At 60.5% G+C, this 20499-nt stretch carries 18 protein-coding genes; 16 read left to right on the top strand and 2 right to left on the bottom strand.

Features of this window, described 5'->3' with window-relative positions; all coding sequences use genetic code 11:
* Positions 1-66: 66 nt before the first annotated feature.
* Both E4O98_RS15090 and E4O98_RS15085 read left to right on the top strand, forming a co-directional pair.
* Positions 67-321 carry a hypothetical protein gene (locus E4O98_RS15090; protein ID WP_005783949.1) on the top strand — a complete coding sequence of 85 codons (255 nt, stop codon included), beginning with the start codon at positions 67-69 and terminating at the stop codon, positions 319-321.
* A gap of 30 nt (positions 322-351) precedes the next feature.
* A complete protein-coding gene (locus tag E4O98_RS15085) occupies positions 352-921 on the top strand; it encodes a lipocalin family protein (RefSeq protein WP_032878349.1) in 570 nt (189 codons plus the stop codon).
* A gap of 111 nt (positions 922-1032) precedes the next feature.
* On the opposite strand, the gene E4O98_RS15080 is transcribed toward E4O98_RS15085, so the two are convergent.
* On the bottom strand, positions 1033-2397 hold the full coding sequence (locus tag E4O98_RS15080) for a formimidoylglutamate deiminase (protein ID WP_248135636.1): 1365 nt from the start codon (positions 2395-2397) through the stop codon (positions 1033-1035).
* A gap of 147 nt (positions 2398-2544) precedes the next feature.
* Here E4O98_RS15080 and hutC point away from each other — a divergent pair, with 147 nt between their 5' ends.
* The 12 genes from hutC to hutG all read left to right on the top strand — a co-directional run bounded on the left by hutC (position 2545) and on the right by hutG (position 17050).
* The gene (hutC, locus tag E4O98_RS15075) at positions 2545-3255 is read left to right on the top strand and encodes a histidine utilization repressor (protein WP_171905445.1); all 711 of its coding nucleotides are present in this window, start codon (positions 2545-2547) and stop codon (positions 3253-3255) included.
* On the top strand, positions 3252-3812 hold the full coding sequence (locus E4O98_RS15070; RefSeq protein WP_078820072.1) for a HutD family protein: 561 nt from the start codon (positions 3252-3254) through the stop codon (positions 3810-3812). Before hutC ends, E4O98_RS15070 begins: the two co-directional genes overlap by 4 nt.
* A gap of 406 nt (positions 3813-4218) precedes the next feature.
* Positions 4219-5889 carry a urocanate hydratase gene (gene hutU / locus E4O98_RS15065; RefSeq protein WP_032878345.1) on the top strand — a complete coding sequence of 557 codons (1671 nt, stop codon included), beginning with the start codon at positions 4219-4221 and terminating at the stop codon, positions 5887-5889.
* 140 nt (positions 5890-6029) lie between these two features.
* Positions 6030-7475 carry a cytosine permease gene (locus E4O98_RS15060; protein ID WP_103733952.1) on the top strand — a complete coding sequence of 482 codons (1446 nt, stop codon included), beginning with the start codon at positions 6030-6032 and terminating at the stop codon, positions 7473-7475.
* Positions 7476-7544: 69 nt separating this feature from the next.
* Positions 7545-8510, top strand: coding sequence for an ABC transporter substrate-binding protein (locus E4O98_RS15055; protein ID WP_148853046.1), 966 nt, complete (start codon positions 7545-7547; stop codon positions 8508-8510).
* A 71-nt stretch (positions 8511-8581) separates the two neighbouring features.
* The gene (locus tag E4O98_RS15050; protein WP_032878340.1) at positions 8582-9433 is read left to right on the top strand and encodes a proline/glycine betaine ABC transporter permease; all 852 of its coding nucleotides are present in this window, start codon (positions 8582-8584) and stop codon (positions 9431-9433) included.
* Complete coding sequence (locus E4O98_RS15045) at positions 9430-10254, top strand: glycine betaine/L-proline ABC transporter ATP-binding protein (protein WP_050549364.1); 825 nt, start codon at positions 9430-9432, stop codon at positions 10252-10254. Before E4O98_RS15050 ends, E4O98_RS15045 begins: the two co-directional genes overlap by 4 nt.
* Positions 10255-10375: 121 nt before the next feature.
* Positions 10376-11884 (top strand): histidine ammonia-lyase, encoded by a 1509-nt coding sequence (gene hutH, locus E4O98_RS15040; protein ID WP_032878339.1) that lies wholly within the window; start codon positions 10376-10378, stop codon positions 11882-11884.
* A 32-nt stretch (positions 11885-11916) separates the two neighbouring features.
* On the top strand, positions 11917-13449 hold the full coding sequence (gene hutH / locus E4O98_RS15035; protein ID WP_032878337.1) for a histidine ammonia-lyase: 1533 nt from the start codon (positions 11917-11919) through the stop codon (positions 13447-13449).
* 158 nt (positions 13450-13607) lie between these two features.
* Positions 13608-15017, top strand: coding sequence for an amino acid permease (locus tag E4O98_RS15030; RefSeq protein ID WP_032878336.1), 1410 nt, complete (start codon positions 13608-13610; stop codon positions 15015-15017).
* Between the two features lie 15 nt (positions 15018-15032).
* On the top strand, positions 15033-16238 hold the full coding sequence (gene hutI / locus E4O98_RS15025; protein ID WP_032878334.1) for an imidazolonepropionase: 1206 nt from the start codon (positions 15033-15035) through the stop codon (positions 16236-16238).
* A gap of 11 nt (positions 16239-16249) precedes the next feature.
* Entirely contained in the window at positions 16250-17050 is an 801-nt protein-coding gene (gene hutG / locus E4O98_RS15020) for an N-formylglutamate deformylase (RefSeq protein ID WP_248135635.1), read from the top strand.
* Positions 17051-17190: 140 nt separating this feature from the next.
* On the opposite strand, the gene E4O98_RS15015 is transcribed toward hutG, so the two are convergent.
* Complete coding sequence (locus E4O98_RS15015) at positions 17191-18576, bottom strand: M10 family metallopeptidase C-terminal domain-containing protein (RefSeq protein ID WP_158254342.1); 1386 nt, start codon at positions 18574-18576, stop codon at positions 17191-17193.
* A 290-nt stretch (positions 18577-18866) separates the two neighbouring features.
* Between E4O98_RS15015 and pip the strand changes: the two genes are divergently transcribed.
* Positions 18867-19838 (top strand): prolyl aminopeptidase, encoded by a 972-nt coding sequence (pip, locus tag E4O98_RS15010; RefSeq protein ID WP_005783969.1) that lies wholly within the window; start codon positions 18867-18869, stop codon positions 19836-19838.
* Entirely contained in the window at positions 19835-20272 is a 438-nt protein-coding gene (gene dtd / locus E4O98_RS15005; RefSeq protein WP_005783971.1) for a D-aminoacyl-tRNA deacylase, read from the top strand. The genes pip and dtd overlap by 4 nt, the downstream gene beginning before the upstream one ends.
* Positions 20273-20499 lie beyond the last annotated feature (227 nt).

Below are 20499 nucleotides of genomic sequence, written 5' to 3'. Positions count from 1 at the left end.
CACCCCTTTTCCCTTCTAAGCTTCTGGCAGATACCCCAGCTGCTTTGTCTCTCCAGGAGCTTTTCCATGTCTTTACGCCGTCTCGCCCTGCTGACTTTTTGCGTGCTGTTAGCCGCTTGCAGCAAGGTCACTCAAGAAAACTACCAGAAACTGTCGGCTGGCATGGCCAAGGCCGAGGTGGAGTCGTTGCTGGGTAAGCCGACCGATTGTTCCGGTGCGCTGGGCATGTCCAGCTGCACCTGGGGCGATAAAAACAGCTTTATCAGCGTGCAGTACGCCGGTGACAAAGTTCTGATGTTTTCCGGGCAAGGCCTGAAGTAAACCGGGGCGCGAGCCTGCGGGAGAAGAAGAATGATGCGTTTTGTTTTGTTCCTTTGCGCCAGCCTGTTTTTGGCGGGCTGCGCCAGCCATTCTGGCGATGATCTGCAACCCAAGACGGCAACCAACGTCAACCTCAAGCGTTACCAGGGCACCTGGTATGAGTTGGCCCGATTGCCGATGTACTTCCAGCGCAACTGCGCGCAGTCCGAGGCGCGTTACACCTTGCTGCCGGATGGCGACATGTCGGTGTTCAACCGCTGCCTGACGCCTGAATGGAAGTGGCAAGAAGCCAAAGGCACGGCCACGCCGCAGGTGCCTGGCAAAACCGACAAGCTCTGGGTGGAATTCAATAACTGGTTTACGTCACTGTTGCCGGGCGTTGCCAAGGGCGATTACTGGGTGCTGTATGTCAGCGATGACTACAAGACCGCCATCGTCGGCAGCCCGAGCCGGCGCTACATGTGGATCCTGTCGCGCACGCCGACGGTGAGTGCCGAGACGCGTGAAGACTTGCTCAGTAGGGCGCGCCAGCAGGGGTATGACACCACGCGGTTGATCTGGCGTACTTCAGATAAACAAATGGCCAAGAGTTCGCAGTAATCAAATGTGGGAGGGGGCTTGCTCCCGATGCAGTGTGTCAGCCAGTACATCTGATACTGACACACCGCTATCGGGAGCAAGCCCCCTCCCACATTTGTTAGGTGTTGGCCGTTAGCCCAACAAAGCCTTCAAGACCTGGGTGAATGCCCGGTTGCTTTCTTCTTCACCGGCATGCCGCCTATCCCGCACCACCCACTTGCCATTGACCAGCACATCGCGCACCTGCCGATCGCCACCAGCGAAGAGCCAGCGGTTGAGAATCCCATCCTCACTGGCGGTCGCCAGGTACGGGTCGCTACCGTCCAGCACAATCCAATCCGCCCGTTTACCGACTTCCAGCCGCCCGATCGGCTGGCCAAGCGCCTGTGCGCCACCATCCAGCGCAGCATCGAACAGCGTGCGGCCAACCATTGGCTGATCACTGCGATACAGGCGATTACGCCGTTGATCGCGAAGACGCTGGCCGTATTCCAGCCAACGTAATTCCTCCACCACGCTCAGTGAAACATGGCTGTCGGAGCCGATACCCATGCGTCCGCCCTGGGCAAGGAAATCCACCGCCGGGAAAATCCCATCGCCCAGGTTGGCTTCGGTGGTCAGGCACAAACCGGCAATCGCTCGGCTGTTGGCCATGCGCGTCACTTCGTCAGCATCGGCATGAGTGGCGTGCACCAGGCACCAGCGCTCGTCCACTTCAACGTTGTCATACAGCCATTGCAGCGGGCGCTTGCCGCTCCAAGCCAGGCAATCGTCGACTTCTTTTTGCTGCTCGGCGATATGGATATGCACCGGGCAGGTCTTGTCACTGGCCGCCAGCACTTGCTGGATCTGTTCGGGGGTGACCGCACGCAGGGAGTGGAAACACAGGCCCAGTTGCTGCGCAGGTTGTGCCGCCAGGATCGGCTGCAAACGCGCTTGCAGGTCCAGGTAGTGCTCGGTGCTATTGATAAACCGGCGCTGCCCCTCATTCGGCGCCTGGCCACCGAAACCTGCGTGGGTATAGAGCACCGGCAGCAAGGTCAGGCCGATCCCGCTGCTGGCGGCTGCCAGGCTGATCTGGCGTGACAGTTCCGTACGGTCGGCATAAGGCTGGCCGTTGGTATCGTGATGCACATAATGAAACTCGGCCACCGAGGTGTACCCAGCCTTGAGCATTTCGATATACAGCTGGCGGGCGATGACCTGTAACTGCTCGGGGTTGATCTTGCCGACCATGCGGTACATCAGGTCGCGCCAAGTCCAGAAACTGTCATTGGGGTTGCCGGCCACTTCGGCCAGACCTGCCATTGCGCGCTGGAAGGCATGGGAATGCAGGTTTGGCATGCCCGCCAATACTGGGCCTCTGAGCCGTTCGGCAGCGTCTGCACTGGCATTGGGCTCAACATGGGTCAGCAGGCCATCGGCGCTGACTTCAAGACGTACATCGTTGGCCCATCCATTAGGCAGCAGCGCGCGTTCGGCAAAGAAAGCGGACATGATCAAGGCACCCCGGTCGTGTGTTTATTTGTATATACATATACAGACGTTTGCCTGCTCGGTAAACTCCGGCAATCTATGCATCTTTTTCCCCTGCAAGGATTCCTCGTGCCGACTCCGCCTGCCAAGTCTTCGCTGGCTGCCCACATGGACGAAAGTCCGGCGCCCTTGTATGCCCGCGTCAAACAGATGATCAGCCAGCAGATCCTCAACGGCAACTGGCCGCCCCATTACCGCGTGCCGTCGGAAAGCGAACTGGTCAGCCAGCTGGGTTTCAGCCGCATGACCATTAACCGCGCCCTGCGTGAGCTTACCGCCGAAGGGCTGCTGGTGCGCATGCAAGGCGTGGGTACGTTCGTGGCCGAGCCGAAGAGCCAGTCGGCGCTGTTTGAAGTGCACAACATTGCCGATGAAATCGCTTCCCGCGGGCATCGGCACACGTGCCAGGTCATCACCCTGGGCGAAGAGGCCGCGGGTTCCGAACGCGCCGTCGCCCTGGAAATGCGTGAAGGTGGGCGAGTGTTCCACTCGTTGATCGTGCATTACGAGAACGATATTCCCGTGCAAATCGAAGATCGTTTCGTCAACGCCCTGGTTGCGCCGCAATATTTGCAGCAGGACTTCACCCAGCAAACCCCCTATGCCTATCTGAACCAGGTCGCGCCGTTGACCGAGGGTGAGCATGTGGTCGAAGCGATCCTTGCCGACGCAGCCGAGTGCAAGCTGTTGCAGATCGAGCCGAGCGAGCCGTGCCTGTTGATTCGCCGTCGCACCTGGTCGGGTCGCCAGCCGGTAACCGCTGCGCGATTGATCCACCCCGGTTCCCGTCACAGCCTGGAAGGACGTTTCAGCAAATGAGTACAGTGAAGGTCTGGCGCGCCGCCGACTACGTGCGCATGCCGTGGAAAAACGGTGGCGGCAGCACCGAAGAAATCAGCCGCGACGCCGGCACCGGCCTGGATGGATTTGGCTGGCGTGTGTCGATTGCCGATATCGCTGAGTCGGGTGGTTTTTCCACCTTCGCCGGTTACCAGCGCGTGATCACGGTGATCAAGGGCGCGGGCATGGTGTTGACCGTGGACGGCGAGGAGCAGCGCGGCTTGTTACCGTTGCAGCCGTTCGCGTTCCAGGGTGAAAGCCAGGTTTCCTGCCGCTTGATCACTGGGCCGATCCGCGACTTCAACCTGATCTACTCGCCCGAGCGTTACCATGCACGGTTGCAGTGGGTGGATGGCGTGCAGCAGTTTTTCAGCACGGCGCAGACGGTGTTGGTGTTCAGCGTGGCGGATGAGGTGAAGGTGTTGGGCGAGAAGCTCGGCCATCACGATTGCCTGCAAGTGGACGGTAACACTGGCTTGCTGGATATCTCGGTCAGCGGCCGCAGCTGCGTAATCGAATTGACCGCACTCGGTTAAAAACTGTGGGAGCTGGCTTGCCTGCGATAGCGGTGTATCAGCCTAGGATGTGCTGACTGACACACTGTTATCGCAGGCAAGCCAGCTCCCACATTTGTTTTTGCATTGTTCACAAAATCTGTTTCCAGCCCGCGCACCAATTTGTTACCGAATGCCCCAGCGTGACGCAAAGCTTCGCTGCCGTGACAAATTTCCCTTGCTGCAAAAAACCTCCGTAAGAAATTTCATCAAGCGTTGAAGCCTTGATTTACAAGGCTCGCACGCCCCGTGCAAAAAAATCCCAACCACTCCCGGCTAAAGTTGGCCGCTCGATTGCATATGCTTGTACATACAAGTAAAGATGTGTGCGTAAGAGCTTCCTTCGCACCATCCATGTTCGCGCATCGATCGCCGAGGAGTCCTAGCAGTGACCAAGTCTACAAAATACCGTGACGTCGAAATCCGCGCCGCCCGCGGTAACAAGCTCACCGCCAAAAGCTGGCTGACCGAAGCGCCGCTGCGCATGTTGATGAACAACCTCGACCCACAAGTGGCCGAGAACCCCAAGGAACTCGTGGTTTACGGCGGTATTGGCCGTGCGGCGCGCAACTGGGAATGTTACGACCAGATTGTCGAGAGCCTCACCCATTTGAACGATGACGAAACCCTGCTGGTGCAGTCCGGCAAGCCGGTCGGCGTGTTCAAGACCCATAGCAACGCCCCGCGCGTACTGATCGCCAACTCCAACCTGGTACCACACTGGGCCAGTTGGGAGCACTTCAACGAACTGGATGCCAAGGGCCTGGCCATGTACGGCCAGATGACCGCCGGCAGCTGGATCTACATCGGTAGCCAAGGCATCGTCCAGGGCACCTATGAAACCTTCGTCGAAGCTGGCCGTCAGCACTACGATTCAAACCTTCAGGGCCGTTGGGTCCTCACCGCTGGCCTCGGCGGCATGGGCGGCGCGCAACCGTTGGCCGCGACCCTGGCCGGCGCCTGCTCGCTGAATATCGAGTGCCAACAGGTCAGCATCGACTTCCGCCTGGCCAGCCGCTATGTCGACGAACAAGCCACCGACCTCGATGACGCCCTGGCGCGCATCGCCAAGTACACCAAGGAAGGCAAGGCCATTTCCATCGCCCTGCTGGGCAACGCCGCCGAAATTCTGCCAGAGCTGGTCAAGCGTGGCGTGCGCCCGGACATGGTCACCGACCAGACCAGCGCCCACGACCCGCTCAACGGCTACCTGCCGGCCGGCTGGACCTGGGACGAGTACCGCGCCCGTGCCAAAACCGAGCCGGCTGCCGTGATCAAGGCCGCCAAGCAGTCCATGGCCGTGCACGTCAAGGCCATGCTGGAATTCCAGAAGCAAGGCATCCCAACCTTCGACTACGGCAATAACATCCGCCAGATGGCCCAGGAAGAGGGCGTGGAAAATGCCTTCGACTTCCCGGGTTTCGTACCGGCTTACATCCGCCCGCTGTTCTGCCGTGGCATTGGCCCGTTCCGCTGGGCGGCGCTGTCTGGCGACCCGCAAGACATCTACAAGACCGACGCCAAAGTCAAAGAGTTGATCCCGGACGACGCCCACCTGCACAACTGGCTGGACATGGCCCGCGAGCGCATCAGCTTCCAGGGCCTGCCGGCACGTATCTGCTGGGTCGGCCTGGGCCAGCGCGCCAAGCTCGGCCTGGCCTTCAACGAAATGGTACGCAGCGGTGAGCTGTCCGCCCCTGTGGTGATCGGTCGTGACCACCTGGACTCCGGTTCCGTATCCAGCCCGAACCGCGAAACCGAGGCCATGCAGGACGGTTCCGATGCCGTGTCCGACTGGCCACTGCTCAACGCCTTGCTCAACACCGCCAGCGGCGCGACCTGGGTCTCGCTGCACCACGGTGGTGGCGTGGGCATGGGCTTCTCTCAGCACTCAGGCATGGTGATCGTCTGCGACGGTACCGATGAAGCGGCCGAGCGGATTGCGCGGGTGCTGCATAACGACCCGGCGACCGGGGTGATGCGTCATGCCGATGCCGGTTATCAGATTGCTATCGATTGCGCCAAAGAGCAGGGCCTCAACCTGCCGATGATCAAGTGACCCATGTGGGAGGGGGCTTGCCCCCGATAGCGGCGGGTCAGTCATCTGATCTGTTGGCTGATACACCGCAATCGGGGGCAAGCCCCCTCCCACATTGGATCGGCGGCAACCCCAAGACAATCCATCAGAGGTTGAACAACATGGCTGCAAACGACACCACCCCGTTGATCGAAAGGCGTTCGATCGACTACATCCCGGAAGCGGAAAGACACGGTCGTCTATTGAGCCAGTTCACCCTATGGATGGGTGCCAACCTGCAGATCACCGCGATTGTCACCGGGGCCCTGGCCGTGGTGCTGGGTGGTGATGTGTTCTGGTCGTTGATCGGCCTGCTGGTCGGTCAACTGATCGGTGGCGGGGTCATGGCGCTGCATGCGGCGCAAGGCCCCAAGCTTGGTTTGCCGCAGATGATCTCCAGCCGGGTGCAGTTCGGTGTGTATGGTGCGGCTATCCCGATCGTACTGGTGTGCTTGATGTACCTGGGTTTTACCGCCACCGGCACCGTGCTGTCGGGGCAGGCGCTGGGCCAGTTGTTCGGGGTCAGCGACAGCGTCGGTATCCTGATTTTCGCCAGTGTCATTGTGCTGGTCACCGTGCTGGGTTATCGGGTGATCCATTTCATCGGCCGTGTCGCCAGCGTCATTGGCGTGATTGCCTTTGTGTACCTGTTCAGTCGGTTGATGAGCCAGACCGACGTGGGCGCGCTCCTGCAAATCCGTCATTTCAGCTGGAGCAGTTTTCTTTTGGCCGTGTCGCTTGCGGCCTCCTGGCAGATCGCTTTCGGCCCCTATGTGGCGGACTATTCGCGTTACCTGCCGAGCAACACGTCGTCGGTGAAAACCTTTCTCGCCGCTGGCGCGGGTTCGGTCATCGGCGCGCAGGTGGCAATGGTACTCGGCGTGTTCGCTGCGGCCATGTCCAATGGCCAATTTGCCGGGCATGAAGTGGCCTACATCGTTGGCTTGAGCGGCACGGGGGCCACCGCTGCATTGCTGTACTTCAGCATCGCGTTCGGCAAGGTCACCATCTCCACGCTCAACTCCTACGGCAGCTTCATGTGCATTGCGACCATCATCAGCGGCTTTCGTGGTCGCCTGGAGGTCACGCGTGTGCAACGCCTGGTGTTCGTGCTCGCCATCGTCGGTACGGCAACCCTGATCGCCTTGCTTGGCCAGCACTCGTTCCTCGGTGCGTTCAAGTCGTTCATCCTGTTCCTGCTGGCGTTTTTCACGCCCTGGAGCGCGATCAACCTGGTGGATTACTACTGCATCACCCGCGAGCGCTATGACGTGCCGGCACTGGCCGACCCGAACGGTCGCTATGGCCGCTGGAACCTCTTGGGTATCAGTGTCTATGTCTTCGGCGTGCTGGTGCAGTTGCCGTTCATCTCGACCAAGTTCTACACCGGCCCTTTGGTGGCCGCGCTGGGTAACGTGGACATCTCCTGGATCATCGGCCTGGTACTGCCGGCGGCCCTGTATTACGTGTGTGCGAAAAAATGGCACGGCACGGTACCCGATCACCTGATCCTGCCGACAGAGCAGGGCGCTTTACCCACAACAAACGGGCTGGCTGCACAAGCCTGATGGGACGTGGACAGGGCAGGACGCCTACTGACTGCCGTAATCCATTTCATGATTGGGAGCGTCACAACAATGACTATGAATAAGACCTTGCTGGCTACCTTGTTCTCAGCGGGCTTGCTGGCAAGCGCCGGCGCCCAGGCGGCCGGCTGGTGCGAATCCGGCAAGCCGGTGAAATTCGCCGGCCTGAATTGGGAAAGTGGCATGTTGCTCACCGACATCCTGCAAACCGTGCTGGAAAAAGGCTACGACTGCAAAACCGACAGCCTGCCAGGCAACTCCATCACCATGGAAAACGCCTTGGGTAGCAACGACATCCAGGTCTTCGCCGAAGAGTGGGTAGGCCGCAGCGAAGTCTGGAACAAGGCCGAGAAGGCCGGCAAAGTCGTCGGCGTAGGTGCCCCGGTGGTCGGCGCGGTGGAAGGCTGGTACGTGCCGCGTTATGTGATCGAGGGCGACGCCAAGCGCAAGCTGGAAGCCAAGGCCCCGGACCTGAAAAACATCGCCGACCTGGCCAAATACGCCTCGGTGTTCAAGGACCAGGAAGAGCCCTCCAAGGGCCGTTTCTACAACTGCCCGGCCGGCTGGACCTGTGAGCTGGACAACAGCGAAATGCTCAAGAGCTACGGCCTGGAAAGCACCTACACCAACTTCCGCCCAGGCACCGGCCCGGCGCTGGATGCGGCGGTGCTGTCGAGCTACAAGCGCGGCGAACCGATCCTGTTCTACTACTGGTCACCGACACCGCTGATGGGCCAGGTCGACCTGGTCAAGCTGGAAGAAAAGCCCGGCGTGGATAAGAGCGTAAGCATCAAGGTCGGCCTGTCCAAGACCTTCCACGAACAAGCGCCAGAACTGGTGGCCGTGCTGGAAAAGGTCAACCTGCCCATCGACCTGCTCAACCAGAACCTCGGCCGCATGGCCAAGGAGCGAATCGAGTCGCCGAAACTGGCGAAAATTTTCCTCAAGGAACATCCTGAAGTCTGGCACGCCTGGGTGAGCGACGACGCAGCCAAGAAAATCGAAGCGGCCTTGTAGGTCAAGTGTGCACGGCTACCCTCAGGGGTGGCCGGGCGGCTGGCCACAACCCACTGGATCGAGAGCACGATATGTTTCCTGAGAGTTTTACGTTTTCCATCGCCGACTGGGTCAACGGTTGGGTGGACTCGCTGGTCACCAACTACGGCGATGTGTTCCGGCATATCTCCGACACCCTGCTATGGGCCATCGTCAACCTGGAAGGCCTGCTCCGCATGGCGCCCTGGTGGCTGATGCTGGCCATTGTCGGGGGCATCGCCTGGCACGCCACGCGCAAGCTGGTGACCACAGCGGTGATCGTCGGTTTGCTGTTCCTGGTGGGCGCGGTTGGCCTGTGGGACAAGCTGATGCAAACCCTGGCACTGATGATGGTCGCCACGGTGATCTCGGTGCTGATCGGCATTCCCCTGGGCATCCTGTCGGCGCGCAGCAATCGCCTGCGTTCGGTGCTGATGCCGCTGCTGGACATCATGCAGACCATGCCCAGCTTCGTGTACCTGATCCCGGTGCTGATGTTGTTCGGCCTGGGCAAGGTGCCGGCGATTTTCGCCACGGTGATCTACGCCGCGCCGCCGCTGATTCGCCTGACGGACCTGGGCATTCGCCAGGTCGATGGCGAGGTCATGGAAGCCATCAACGCCTTTGGCGCCAACCGCTGGCAGCAACTGTTCGGCGTGCAACTGCCGCTGGCGCTGCCGAGCATCATGGCCGGGATCAACCAGACCACCATGATGGCGCTGTCGATGGTGGTAATCGCCTCGATGATCGGCGCCCGCGGCTTGGGTGAAGACGTGCTCGTCGGCATCCAGACCCTCAACGTCGGCCGTGGCCTGGAAGCCGGGCTGGCGATCGTGATTCTCGCAGTGGTCATCGACCGCATTACCCAGGCTTATGGCCGCCCACGGCATGAGGCGAGCAAATGACGACTGTCAGCAAAATCGAAGTAAAGAACGTCTTCAAGATCTTCGGCGCCCGTTCCAAGGACGCCCTGGCGATGGTCGGCCAGGGCAAGACCAAGGATCAGGTACTGGCCGAGACCGGTTGCGTGGTCGGCGTGAACGATCTGTCCCTGAGCATCGGCACGGGTGAGATCTTCGTGATCATGGGCCTGTCAGGTTCCGGCAAGTCCACCCTGGTGCGCCACTTCAACCGCCTGATCGATCCCACCAGCGGCGCGATCCTGGTGGACGGCGAAGACATCCTGCAACTGGACATGGAAGCCCTGCGCCAATTCCGTCGCCACAAGATCAGCATGGTGTTCCAGAGCTTCGGCCTGTTGCCCCACAAGAGCGTGCTCGACAACGTCGCCTACGGCCTCAAAGTGCGCGGTGAAACCAAGCAGGTATGCGCTGAGCGCGCCCTGCACTGGATTGAAACCGTGGGGCTCAAGGGCTACGAAAGCAAATACCCACACCAGCTTTCCGGCGGTATGCGCCAGCGAGTGGGCCTGGCCCGCGCCTTGGCCGCAGACACCGACATCATCCTGATGGACGAAGCCTTCAGCGCCCTCGACCCGCTGATCCGCGCCGAAATGCAGGACCAGTTGCTCGAGCTGCAAAAGACCCTGCACAAGACCATCGTGTTTATCACCCATGACCTCGACGAAGCCGTGCGCATTGGTAATCGCATTGCGATCCTCAAGGACGGCAAGTTGATCCAGGTCGGCACGCCGCGGGAGATTTTGCATTCGCCGGCGGATGAGTATGTGGACCGGTTTGTTCAGCGGCGGGCGGCGGTGGTCTGACGGACGCCATCGCAGGCAAGCCAGCTCCCACATTTGATTGGGTTCACACAGTTCAAATGTGGGAGCCGGGCTTGCCCGCGATGAGGCCGCCAAAGGTTTAGAGAATATGAAGAGGTCAACGATGTCCCAGGCAACCAAAATCATCATCGCCGACGCCCCGATGCGCTGGCAGGACGTCGCCGCCGTTGCTCGCCACGGCGCAGTGCTCGAACTCTCGGGTCACGCCTGGGCGCGCATCGACAATGCCCAGGCCATCGTGCAGCGCATCGTCGCCAGCGGCGAGCGCGCCTATGGTGTGAACACCGGCCTGGGCGCGTTGTGCAATGTGTCGCTTGAGGGCGGGCAACTGAGCCAACTGTCGCGCAATACGCTGCTCAGCCATGCCTGCGGCGTCGGCCCGGTGCTCAGCGACGAGCAGACCCGCGCGATCATGTGCGCGGCAATCATCAACTACAGCCACGGTAAATCCGGCCTGCACCCGCAGGTGGTGCACGCGTTGCTGGCGCTGCTCAATCACGGCATCACGCCGCAAGTGCCATCCCAGGGTTCGGTGGGGTATTTGACCCACATGGCCCATGTCGGTGTGGCCTTGCTCGGCATCGGCAATGTGAGTTACCGCGGCCGGATCGTCACGGCGCAATACGCGTTGCAGGCTGAAGGCTTGCAGCCCGTGGTACTCGGTGCCAAGGATGGCCTGTGCCTGGTCAACGGCACGCCGTGCATGACCGGCCTGAGTTGCCTGGCCCTGGCCGACGCGCACCACCTGTTGCAATGGGCCGACGTGATCGGCGCCATGAGTTTCGAAGCCCAGCGCGGCCAGATCGATGCCTTCGACGAAGAAATCATCGCCCTCAAGCCGCACCCGGGTATGCAGCAAGTGGGCAGCAACCTGCGTGCGTTGCTCGACGGCAGTGAGGTGATCGCCAGCAGCAAAGGTATCCGCACCCAGGACGCCTTGAGCATTCGCTCGATCCCGCAGATCCACGGCGCGGCCCGCGATCAGGTGGAGCACGCCACGCGCCAGATCGAGACCGAACTCAACAGCGCCACCGACAACCCTTTGGTGCTCGGCACGCCGGTCAGCTACCGCGTGGTGTCCCAGGCCAACCCCCACGGCCAGTCCGTGGCGCTGGCGGCCGACATGCTCGCCATCGCCATGGCCGAAATCGGCTCGGTGGCCGAGCGCCGCCTGGATCGCCTGATCAATCCGCACGTCAGCGGCTTGCCGGCCTTTCTGGTCAGCAACCCCGGGGTCAACTCCGGGATGATGATCGTGCAGTACGTCGCCGCGTCCTTGTGCGGGCAAAACCGCCAGTTGGCGCAACCGGCGGTGCTCGACAACTTCGTCACCTCGGGCCTGCAGGAAGACCACCTGAGCATGGGCACCAACGCCGCGCTCAAGCTGCACCAGGTATTGGCCAACGTCACCCAGATTCTTGCCATCGAATACTTGCTGGCGGCCCAGGCGTTCGAGTTCCTCAAGGACCAGCGCTTGGGCGCCGGTACCGACCACGCCTGGCGCCTGCTGCGCGAAGTGGTCCCCGCTTACGAGCAGGACCGCTGGCTGGCGCCGGATATTGCCGCCGCTGCCCAGTTGCTTAAAGACACTGCGTTACCGAATTTGCACTGAACACCTAAGAATAATTCACAAGGAGAACGAATGTGACTGCGCTAAACCTGATTCCAGGCCAACTGAGCCTCGCCCAACTGCGTGCCATCTACCAGCAGCCGGTAACCCTCAGCCTGGATGACAGCGCCTCGGCCCAGATCGAAGCCAGCGTTGCCTGCGTGGAGCAGATCCTCGCCGAGAACCGCACCGCCTATGGCATCAACACCGGTTTTGGCCTGTTGGCCTCGACCCGTATCGCCAGTGAAGACCTGGAAAACCTCCAGCGTTCACTGGTGCTGTCTCATGCTGCCGGCGTCGGTGAGCCGATCAGCGATGCGCTGGTGCGGCTGGTCATGGTGCTCAAGGTCAACAGCCTGAGCCGTGGTTTCTCCGGGATCCGTCGCCAGGTGATCGACGCGCTGATTGCGCTGATCAACGCCCAGGTGTACCCGCACATTCCGCTCAAGGGTTCGGTCGGTGCATCCGGTGACCTGGCGCCATTGGCGCATATGTCCCTGGTGCTGCTCGGCGAAGGCAAGGCGCGCTACAAAGGCGAATGGCTGGACGCGACCGCAGCGCTGAAAGTGGCTGGCCTCACACCGCTGACCCTGGCCGCCAAAGAGGGCCTGGCGCTGCTCAACGGTACCCAGGTGTCCACCGCTTATGCATTGCGCGGCCTGTTCGAAGGTGAAGACCTGTTCGCCGGCGCCCTTGCCTGCGGCGGCCTCACCGTAGAAGCCGTACTGGGTTCGCGCTCGCCGTTCGATGCGCGTATTCATGCGGCGCGTGGCCAGCGTGGGCAGGTCGATGCGGCTGCGGCCTATCGTGACCTGCTGGGCGAAAGCAGCCAGGTCTCGCAGTCGCACCAGAACTGCGACAAAGTGCAAGACCCTTACTCCCTGCGTTGCCAGCCACAGGTCATGGGCGCCTGCCTGACCCAGTTCCGCCAGGCTGCCGAAGTGCTGGTGGTGGAAGCCAACGCGGTGTCGGATAACCCACTGGTATTTGCCGCCGAAGGCGATGTGATTTCCGGTGGCAACTTCCACGCCGAACCGGTGGCCATGGCCGCCGATAACATGGCCCTGGCGATTGCCGAAATCGGCTCCCTGAGCGAGCGACGCATCTCGTTGATGATGGACAAGCACATGTCGCAACTGCCACCGTTTTTGGTGGGCAATGGCGGGGTGAACTCCGGCTTCATGATTGCCCAGGTGACGGCTGCTGCGCTCGCCAGCGAGAACAAGGCGCTGGCCCATCCCCATAGCGTCGACAGCCTGCCGACCTCGGCGAACCAGGAAGACCACGTGTCCATGGCCCCGGCTGCGGGCAAGCGTCTGTGGGAAATGGCCGAGAACACCCGTGGCATCCTCGCGGTGGAATGGCTGGCAGCGTGCCAGGGCCTGGATTTGCGCGACGGCCTGAAGACCTCGCCGAAACTTGAAAAAGCCCGCGGCATCCTGCGCGATAAGGTGGCGTTCTATGACAAGGATCGCTTCTTCGCCCCAGACATCAACGCCGCCAGCGAACTGCTCGCCACTCGTTGCCTGAATGAGCTGGTACCGGCCAAGTTGCTGCCGAGCCTTTAAGCTCACCGGTACCCAATGTGGGAGCTGGCTTGCCTGCGATAGCGGTGTGTCTGCGCCAGATGGGCTGGCTGGAAGTCCACCATCGCAGGCAAGCCAGCTCCCACATTGATTTTCGCCAGATTCAGATTTTCTCGGGATAAGAATAATAGGGAAGAGAAATGCACCAGCCAGAAAAAGGTTTGAAACGCGGGCTCAACGCCCGACATATTCGCTTCATGGCACTCGGTTCCGCGATCGGCACCGGGCTGTTCTATGGTTCTGCCTCCGCTATCCAGATGGCCGGCCCCGCCGTACTGCTGGCTTACCTCATCGGCGGCGCCGCCGTGTTCATGGTGATGCGCGCCCTCGGTGAAATGGCCGTGCACAACCCGGTGTCCGGCTCGTTCGGCCACTACGCCAGCACCTACCTGGGGCCCATGGCGGGGTTTATCCTCGGCTGGACCTACGCCTTTGAAATGATCATCGTCTGCCTGGCCGACGTCACCGCGTTCGGCATCTACATGGGCTTCTGGTTTCCCGAGGTAGCCCGTTGGGTCTGGGTGCTGGGCATCGTGTTTTTGATCGGCGGCCTGAACCTGTGCAACGTCAAGGTCTTTGGCGAAATGGAGTTCTGGCTGTCGTTGCTCAAGGTCGGTGCCATCGTGGCGATGATCCTCGGCGGTTTCGGCATCATGCTGTTCGGCATTCACTCGGCGGGTGAAACGCAGGCTAGCGGCCTGAGCAACCTGTGGGCGCACGGCGGCTTCATGCCCAACGGCATTGGTGGCTTGATCGCCTCGTTTGCGGTGGTGATGTTTGCGTTCGGCGGTATCGAAATCATCGGCATCACTGCCGGTGAAGCCAAGGACCCGCAGCGAGTGATCCCCAAGGCGATCAACGCGGTACCGCTGCGTATCCTGTTGTTCTACGTGCTGACCCTGTTCGTGCTGATGGCGATCTACCCGTGGCCGCAAATTGGCAGCCAGGGCAGCCCGTTCGTGCAGATCTTCAGTAACCTGGGGATAGGCTCGGCGGCGACCATTCTCAATATCGTGGTGATCTCGGCGGCGGTCTCGGCCATCAACAGCGACATCTTCGGCGCCGGTCGCATGATGTACGGCCTGGCCCAGCAAGGTCAGGCGCCCAAGGGCTTTGCGCAGTTGTCCAAACAAGGCGTGCCGTGGATGACCGTGGTGGTGATGGGCGCCGCGTTGCTCGGCGGCGTGGTGCTCAACTACCTGATCCCGGAAAACGTCTTCCTGCTGATCGCTTCGATCGCCACCTTTGCCACCGTGTGGGTCTGGCTGATGATCCTGTTTACCCAGGTCGCCATGCGTCGCTCGATGACCAGGGAGCAGGTCGCCGAACTGAAATTCCCGGTGCCGTTCTGGCCCTATGCGCCGGCAGCGGCCATTGTGTTCATGCTGTTTGTGTTTGGTGTGCTCGGTTACTTCCCGGACACCCAGGCGGCCTTGATGGTCGGCGCTGTGTGGATCGTGCTGCTGATCGTCGCGTACCTGCTGTGGGTCAAGCCCGCTGCCGGGCAAGCGGCCAAGGTCCATTACGAACAGGCTTTGTCTCATCGATAACTTAGGGAGGCGTTGATGAAAACCCTTTGGCAACACTGCCACGTCGCAACCATGGCCCAAGGCAAATACTCGATTATCGAGGATGCCGCCATGGTGACAGCGGGCTCGCTGATCGAGTGGATCGGCCCGCGCAGCCAGGCACCTACGGCCGATTACGCCCAGGTGCATGACCTGCAAGGCGCGTGGGTCACCCCCGGGCTGATCGACTGCCACACCCATACCGTGTTTGGTGGCAATCGCAGCGGCGAATTCGAGCAGCGCCTCGAAGGCGTCAGCTACGCCGAGATCGCAGCCAAGGGCGGCGGGATTGCCAGTACCGTGCGTGCCACGCGTGCAGCCACGGAAGATCAATTGTTCCTGAGCGCTGAAAAACGTCTGCGCAGCCTTTTGCGTGACGGCGTGACTACCGTGGAGATCAAGTCCGGCTACGGCCTGGATCTGCCCAACGAGCGCAAGATGCTGCGCGTGGCCCGGCGCCTGGGTGAAGCGCTGCCGGTCAGCGTGCGCGCCACGTGCCTGGCCGCTCACGCGCTGCCGCCGGAGTACAAGGACCGCGCCGATGACTACATTGAGCACATCTGCAATGAGATGCTGCCGGCGCTGGCCGCAGAGGGCCTGGTGGATGCGGTGGATGCCTTCTGTGAATACCTGGCGTTTTCCCCCGAACAGGTCGAGCGCGTGTTCAAGGTTGCCCACCAGCTTGGCTTGCCGGTAAAGCTGCACGCCGAGCAACTCTCATCGCTGCACGGTTCCAGCCTGGCGGCGCGCTATCACGCGTTGTCGGCCGACCATCTTGAGTTCATGACTGAAGAAGATGCCATCGCCATGGCCGCTGCCGGCACGGTCGCCGTGTTGCTGCCGGGCGCTTTTTACTTCCTGCGCGAAACCCAGTTGCCGCCCATGGAGGCCCTGCGCAAGCACGGCGTGAAGATCGCCATCGCCAGCGACCTCAACCCCGGCACTTCCCCGGCGTTGTCGGTGCGTCTGATGCTGAACATGGCCTGCACCCTGTTCCGCATGACTCCCGAAGAAGCCTTGGCCGGTGCCACGCAACACGCCGCCACCGCGTTGGGCATGGGCGACACCCATGGCTCCCTGGAAGCGGGCAAGGTCGCTGACTTTGTCGCCTGGCAGATTGATCGCCCCGCTGACCTGGCCTACTGGCTGGGCGGCGAGCTGGATAAACGCGTTGTGCGCCACGGCGCCGACGTCACTGTGTAAGGAGTGGTGTTGTGGATAAGGTTCTGACATTCAAACAAGGCCGCGTACCGCTGCTGATCAGCATGCCCCACGCCGGCGTGCGCCTGACGCCTGCGGTCGAGGCCGGGTTGATTCCCCAAGCGCAAAGCCTGCCGGACACCGACTGGCATATTCCGCTGCTGTATGACTTTGCCGCAGAACTGGGCGCCAGCACCCTGGCGGCGGAGTACTCGCGGTTTGTCATCGACTTGAACCGGCCTTCCGACAACAAGCCGCTCTATGCCGGCGCTACCACTGGCCTGTACCCGGAGACGCTGTTCGATGGTGTGCCCTTGTTCCGCGAGGGGCTGGAGCCGAACGAGACCGAGCGCGCCAGTTACTTGCAGAAGATTTGGGGCCCGTATCACCGCACGCTGCAGGAGGAACTGGCACGGCTCAAGGCCGAATTCGGCTACGCGTTGCTGTTCGATGCGCACTCGATCCGCTCGGTGATCCCGCACCTGTTCGACGGCAAGCTGCCGGACTTCAACCTCGGCACCTTCAACGGCGCTGCCTGTGATCCCGAGTTGGCCAGCCAACTGGAAGCCATCTGCGCCGGGCATCCGCAGTACAGCCATGTGTTGAACGGGCGCTTCAAGGGCGGGCATATCACCCGTCACTACGGCAACCCCGCGCAGGATATTCATGCGGTGCAGTTGGAGTTGGGGCAATGCACGTATATGGAAGAGGTTGAGCCGTTTCGGTATCGGGCGGATTTGGCTGAGCCGACGCGGGAGGTATTGAAGCAGTTGTTGCAAGGTTGTTTGGCCTGGGGGAAAAAGCAGTACGGCTGAAATCGCCACCGCAAGCCAGTCGCGCCTGCTGATCGTTGCCGGCCTGTGGATGACTGCTGTGATCGGTGGCTCGGCCAGGAATCGACAGCAGCGCTGAGGAGGCGGGCGGTGTTGCTAAGAGTTGCACGCGCGTTTGACCGTCACTGGACAATATCGCTTTGTTTCAGGTCGCCGTGCACCTTCACCTCCAGTGGCTGACCTTGGCCATCGAAGACCCGCAGTGTGCTGATGTTCTTGTGTGGGTCGTAGGATATGGAGGCGTCGCCTTTTTGCATCTGCGCCGATTTGCCATCGACAAATCGCAACGGGGCGTCTCCGATTTTACTGCGTATGCCCGACACATCGACCTTGTCCTTGCCGCTTTCAAAATCCATGATTTCGTCGGTTCCATCCACGCTGTTCGATTCAGTCCAACTACCATAAACATAGGTGTCGGCACCTTTTCCGCCCCACAGTTTATCCGCGCCTCTGCCACCATCAATAATGTCGTCGCCATCACCACCCTTGAGTATGTTGTCGGCGTCGTTACCGATTATCAGGTCATTGCCTTTGCCACCAATCGCGTTTTCGATGATGACGCCCCGGGCAATAGAGAGGTTTCGATCGCGGCCATTGGCATTGGTGAAGGTGCCAGGCGTCAGGTTGATCTTTTGGTTTTTCTGATAGCCGGATAAATCCAGTGTGTCGTTGCCGCCGCTATCCCAAAGGGTACCTCTGAGCTCATCCTTGTCGGACTTGAGCTTGAGGAAGTTTCGGTTGGCGTTGGAGTTGAAGCCGTAGACGGTGTCCTCTTTGCGAGTATTGTGGTTCACACCGTACCGGGTCTGTATGGCGGTGATGTCATCCTGTAGGGGGGACTTCGCAACCGAGCCATGCTGGTATTTGCTCATAATGGTGTGGGAACGGGAATCTTCCACATAACCGAGTTTTTGCTGTTCATATTTTGTTCCGTAGTTGCCTCCTGGATGCTTCAAGCCAAGCGTGTGGCCGACTTCATGGATCAGAGTCGTCATGCCGCTCGGGCCTGCACTTTCTTTTTCTGTGGTCCAGACATGCGCCGTTAGCCTGTCTTTCGTCGGCGGCAAGGCGTGGGGGTTGAAAGGGGTGTACTGACCTTTGTCATTCAGTCTGGTTTTGAAGTTGCCGAAGTTGATATGACCTTCGCTTTGTTCATTTCTCGGCCCTTCTACAAATTTCACGTTTGTCACATCTTCCCAGAGCTTGAGTGCCTCGCGGGTTTTGGCTTTGTTTGCTTCGGACACATCAGTCACGCCTTGGTAACTGTCATGTTGCCCTTCAGGTTTATCGGAGCCGGGGGTAAATGAATAGGTGATGGTGATGACGCCATCGCCGTTCTTATCCTTCCAGATCGGATTCGGGCTTATCAGTCGCGCAGTGGCTTCCTCTGCGGTCTTGGACTTCAGGCCGTTGATTTCGATGTGCCCGCCACGATCATCACGACGCCTGAACTGTTCAACTTGTTGATATGTGGCACTTCCTTGCGGGGGAAGTCTGCTGATCGACATGGGATTCTCTATTCAAAGTTGGCGAGCTCTGAGCTTGGCGATGTCGAATCCAGTCGCAATTAAGAGTTTTCCGCAGTAGTGAGATGTCTTGCTCGCTGATTTGTAGGAAAGGGCAGTGACGCAATTGCAGCAACTCGACGATAACGTGCTGCATTACCTGAGCAGCGAAGGGCTGACACAGGTCTAAGCGCTCAATGACATGCTCATTGCACAATTCGGGTTTATGATGCGAGACGGCAAAATAATAGACGTCCCCCCAGGGATGAACCCGACACCCTACGGAGCGCGCAATGCAGACTTGGTACCCGCAGATCAAACCCTACGCCCGGCATGATCTGGCAGTCGATGACACCCACACGCTGTATGTCGATGAAAGTGGCTCTCCCGAGGGCTTGCCCGTCGTGTTCATCCACGGGGGGCCAGGTGCCGGTTGCGACGCCCAGAGCCGCTGCTATTTCGATCCGAACCTCTACCACATCGTCACCTTCGACCAGCGTGGCTGCGGGCGCTCCACCCCCCGCGCCAACCTTGAGAACAACACCACCTGGGATCTGGTCGCCGACCTTGAGCGCATCCGCGAGCACCTGGGCATCGACAAATGGGTGCTGTTCGGCGGCTCCTGGGGTTCAACCCTGGCCCTGGCCTACGCACAAACCCATCCAGAGCGTGTGCTTGGCCTGATTGTGCGCGGCATCTTCCTGGCCCGCCCGCAGGATATTCACTGGTTCTACCAAGAGGGCGCGAGCCGTCTTTTCCCGGACTACTGGCAGGACTACCTGGCGCCAATCCCGGTGGAAGAACGCCACGACATGATTGCCGCCTACCACAAGCGCCTCACCGGCAACGACCAGATCGCCCAGATGCATGCGGCCAAAGCCTGGTCGGGTTGGGAAGGGCGCATGCTCGGCCTGTGTCCGAGCCCGCAGCATGTGGAGCGTTTTTCCGAACCGCAACGCGCGCTGTCCATTGCGCGTATCGAGTGCCATTACTTCACCAACAACTCCTTCCTGGAGCCCAACCAGCTGATTCGCGATATGCACAAGATCGCCCATCTGCCGGGCATCATCATCCATGGTCGCTACGACATGATCTGCCCGCTGGATAACGCCTGGGAGCTGCATCAGGCCTGGCCCAACAGTGAGTTGCAGGTGATTCGCGAGGCTGGCCATGCCGCGTCTGAGCCGGGCATCACCGACGCGCTGGTGCGCGCCACCGGCGAGATGGCACGGCGCCTGCTTGATCTGCCGCCTGAAGAAGCATGAAGGGCCTGTTGCAGCGGGTGCGTGGCGCCCGCGTCGAAGTAGCCGGTGAGGTCGTGGGGGCGATTGACCAAGGTTTGCTGGTGCTGGTCGCCGTCGAACCTACAGATACGCCCGAGAGCGCCGACAAACTGCTGCACAAGCTGCTTAACTACCGGGTGTTCAGTGACGCCGAGGGCAAGATGAACCTCTCGCTCAAGGATATCGGCGGCGGGTTGCTGCTGGTGTCGCAGTTCACCCTGGCGGCGGACACGAAGAGCGGGCTGCGGCCAAGCTTCTCCACCGCTGCCCCTCCGGCCTTGGGAGCGGCGCTTTTTGAGCACTTGTTGTTACAAGCGCAACAATTGCATGGCAAGGTGGCGTCAGGGCGTTTTGGCGCTGATATGCAGGTGCATTTGGTCAATGATGGCCCTGTGACCTTTCTCTTACAGACATGAATGTATGAAAAACGACTTTAATGCCTAAAAACGCAGGTTTTCGCTACAAATACTTCGCTGTCCCTGATGCGTTGTCTCGCGGGCTACTAGATAATCGCGCGCTACGGGGATCAGCGTTGTTTGGTCCATTTTTGACTTAGGTAGAGCCTTGTCCGATAGCCTTTGGGGAATCATTTTGCCTTGGGGGAGTCGGAACATTGCTCGCCAACCTGGCATATAGATAGCTG

The sequence above is a fragment of the Pseudomonas sp. W2Jun17 genome (genome assembly GCF_023127795.1).
GTDB classification, from domain to species: domain Bacteria; phylum Pseudomonadota; class Gammaproteobacteria; order Pseudomonadales; family Pseudomonadaceae; genus Aquipseudomonas; species Aquipseudomonas synxantha_A.
This window is presented reverse-complemented; position numbering and strand designations above follow the sequence as displayed.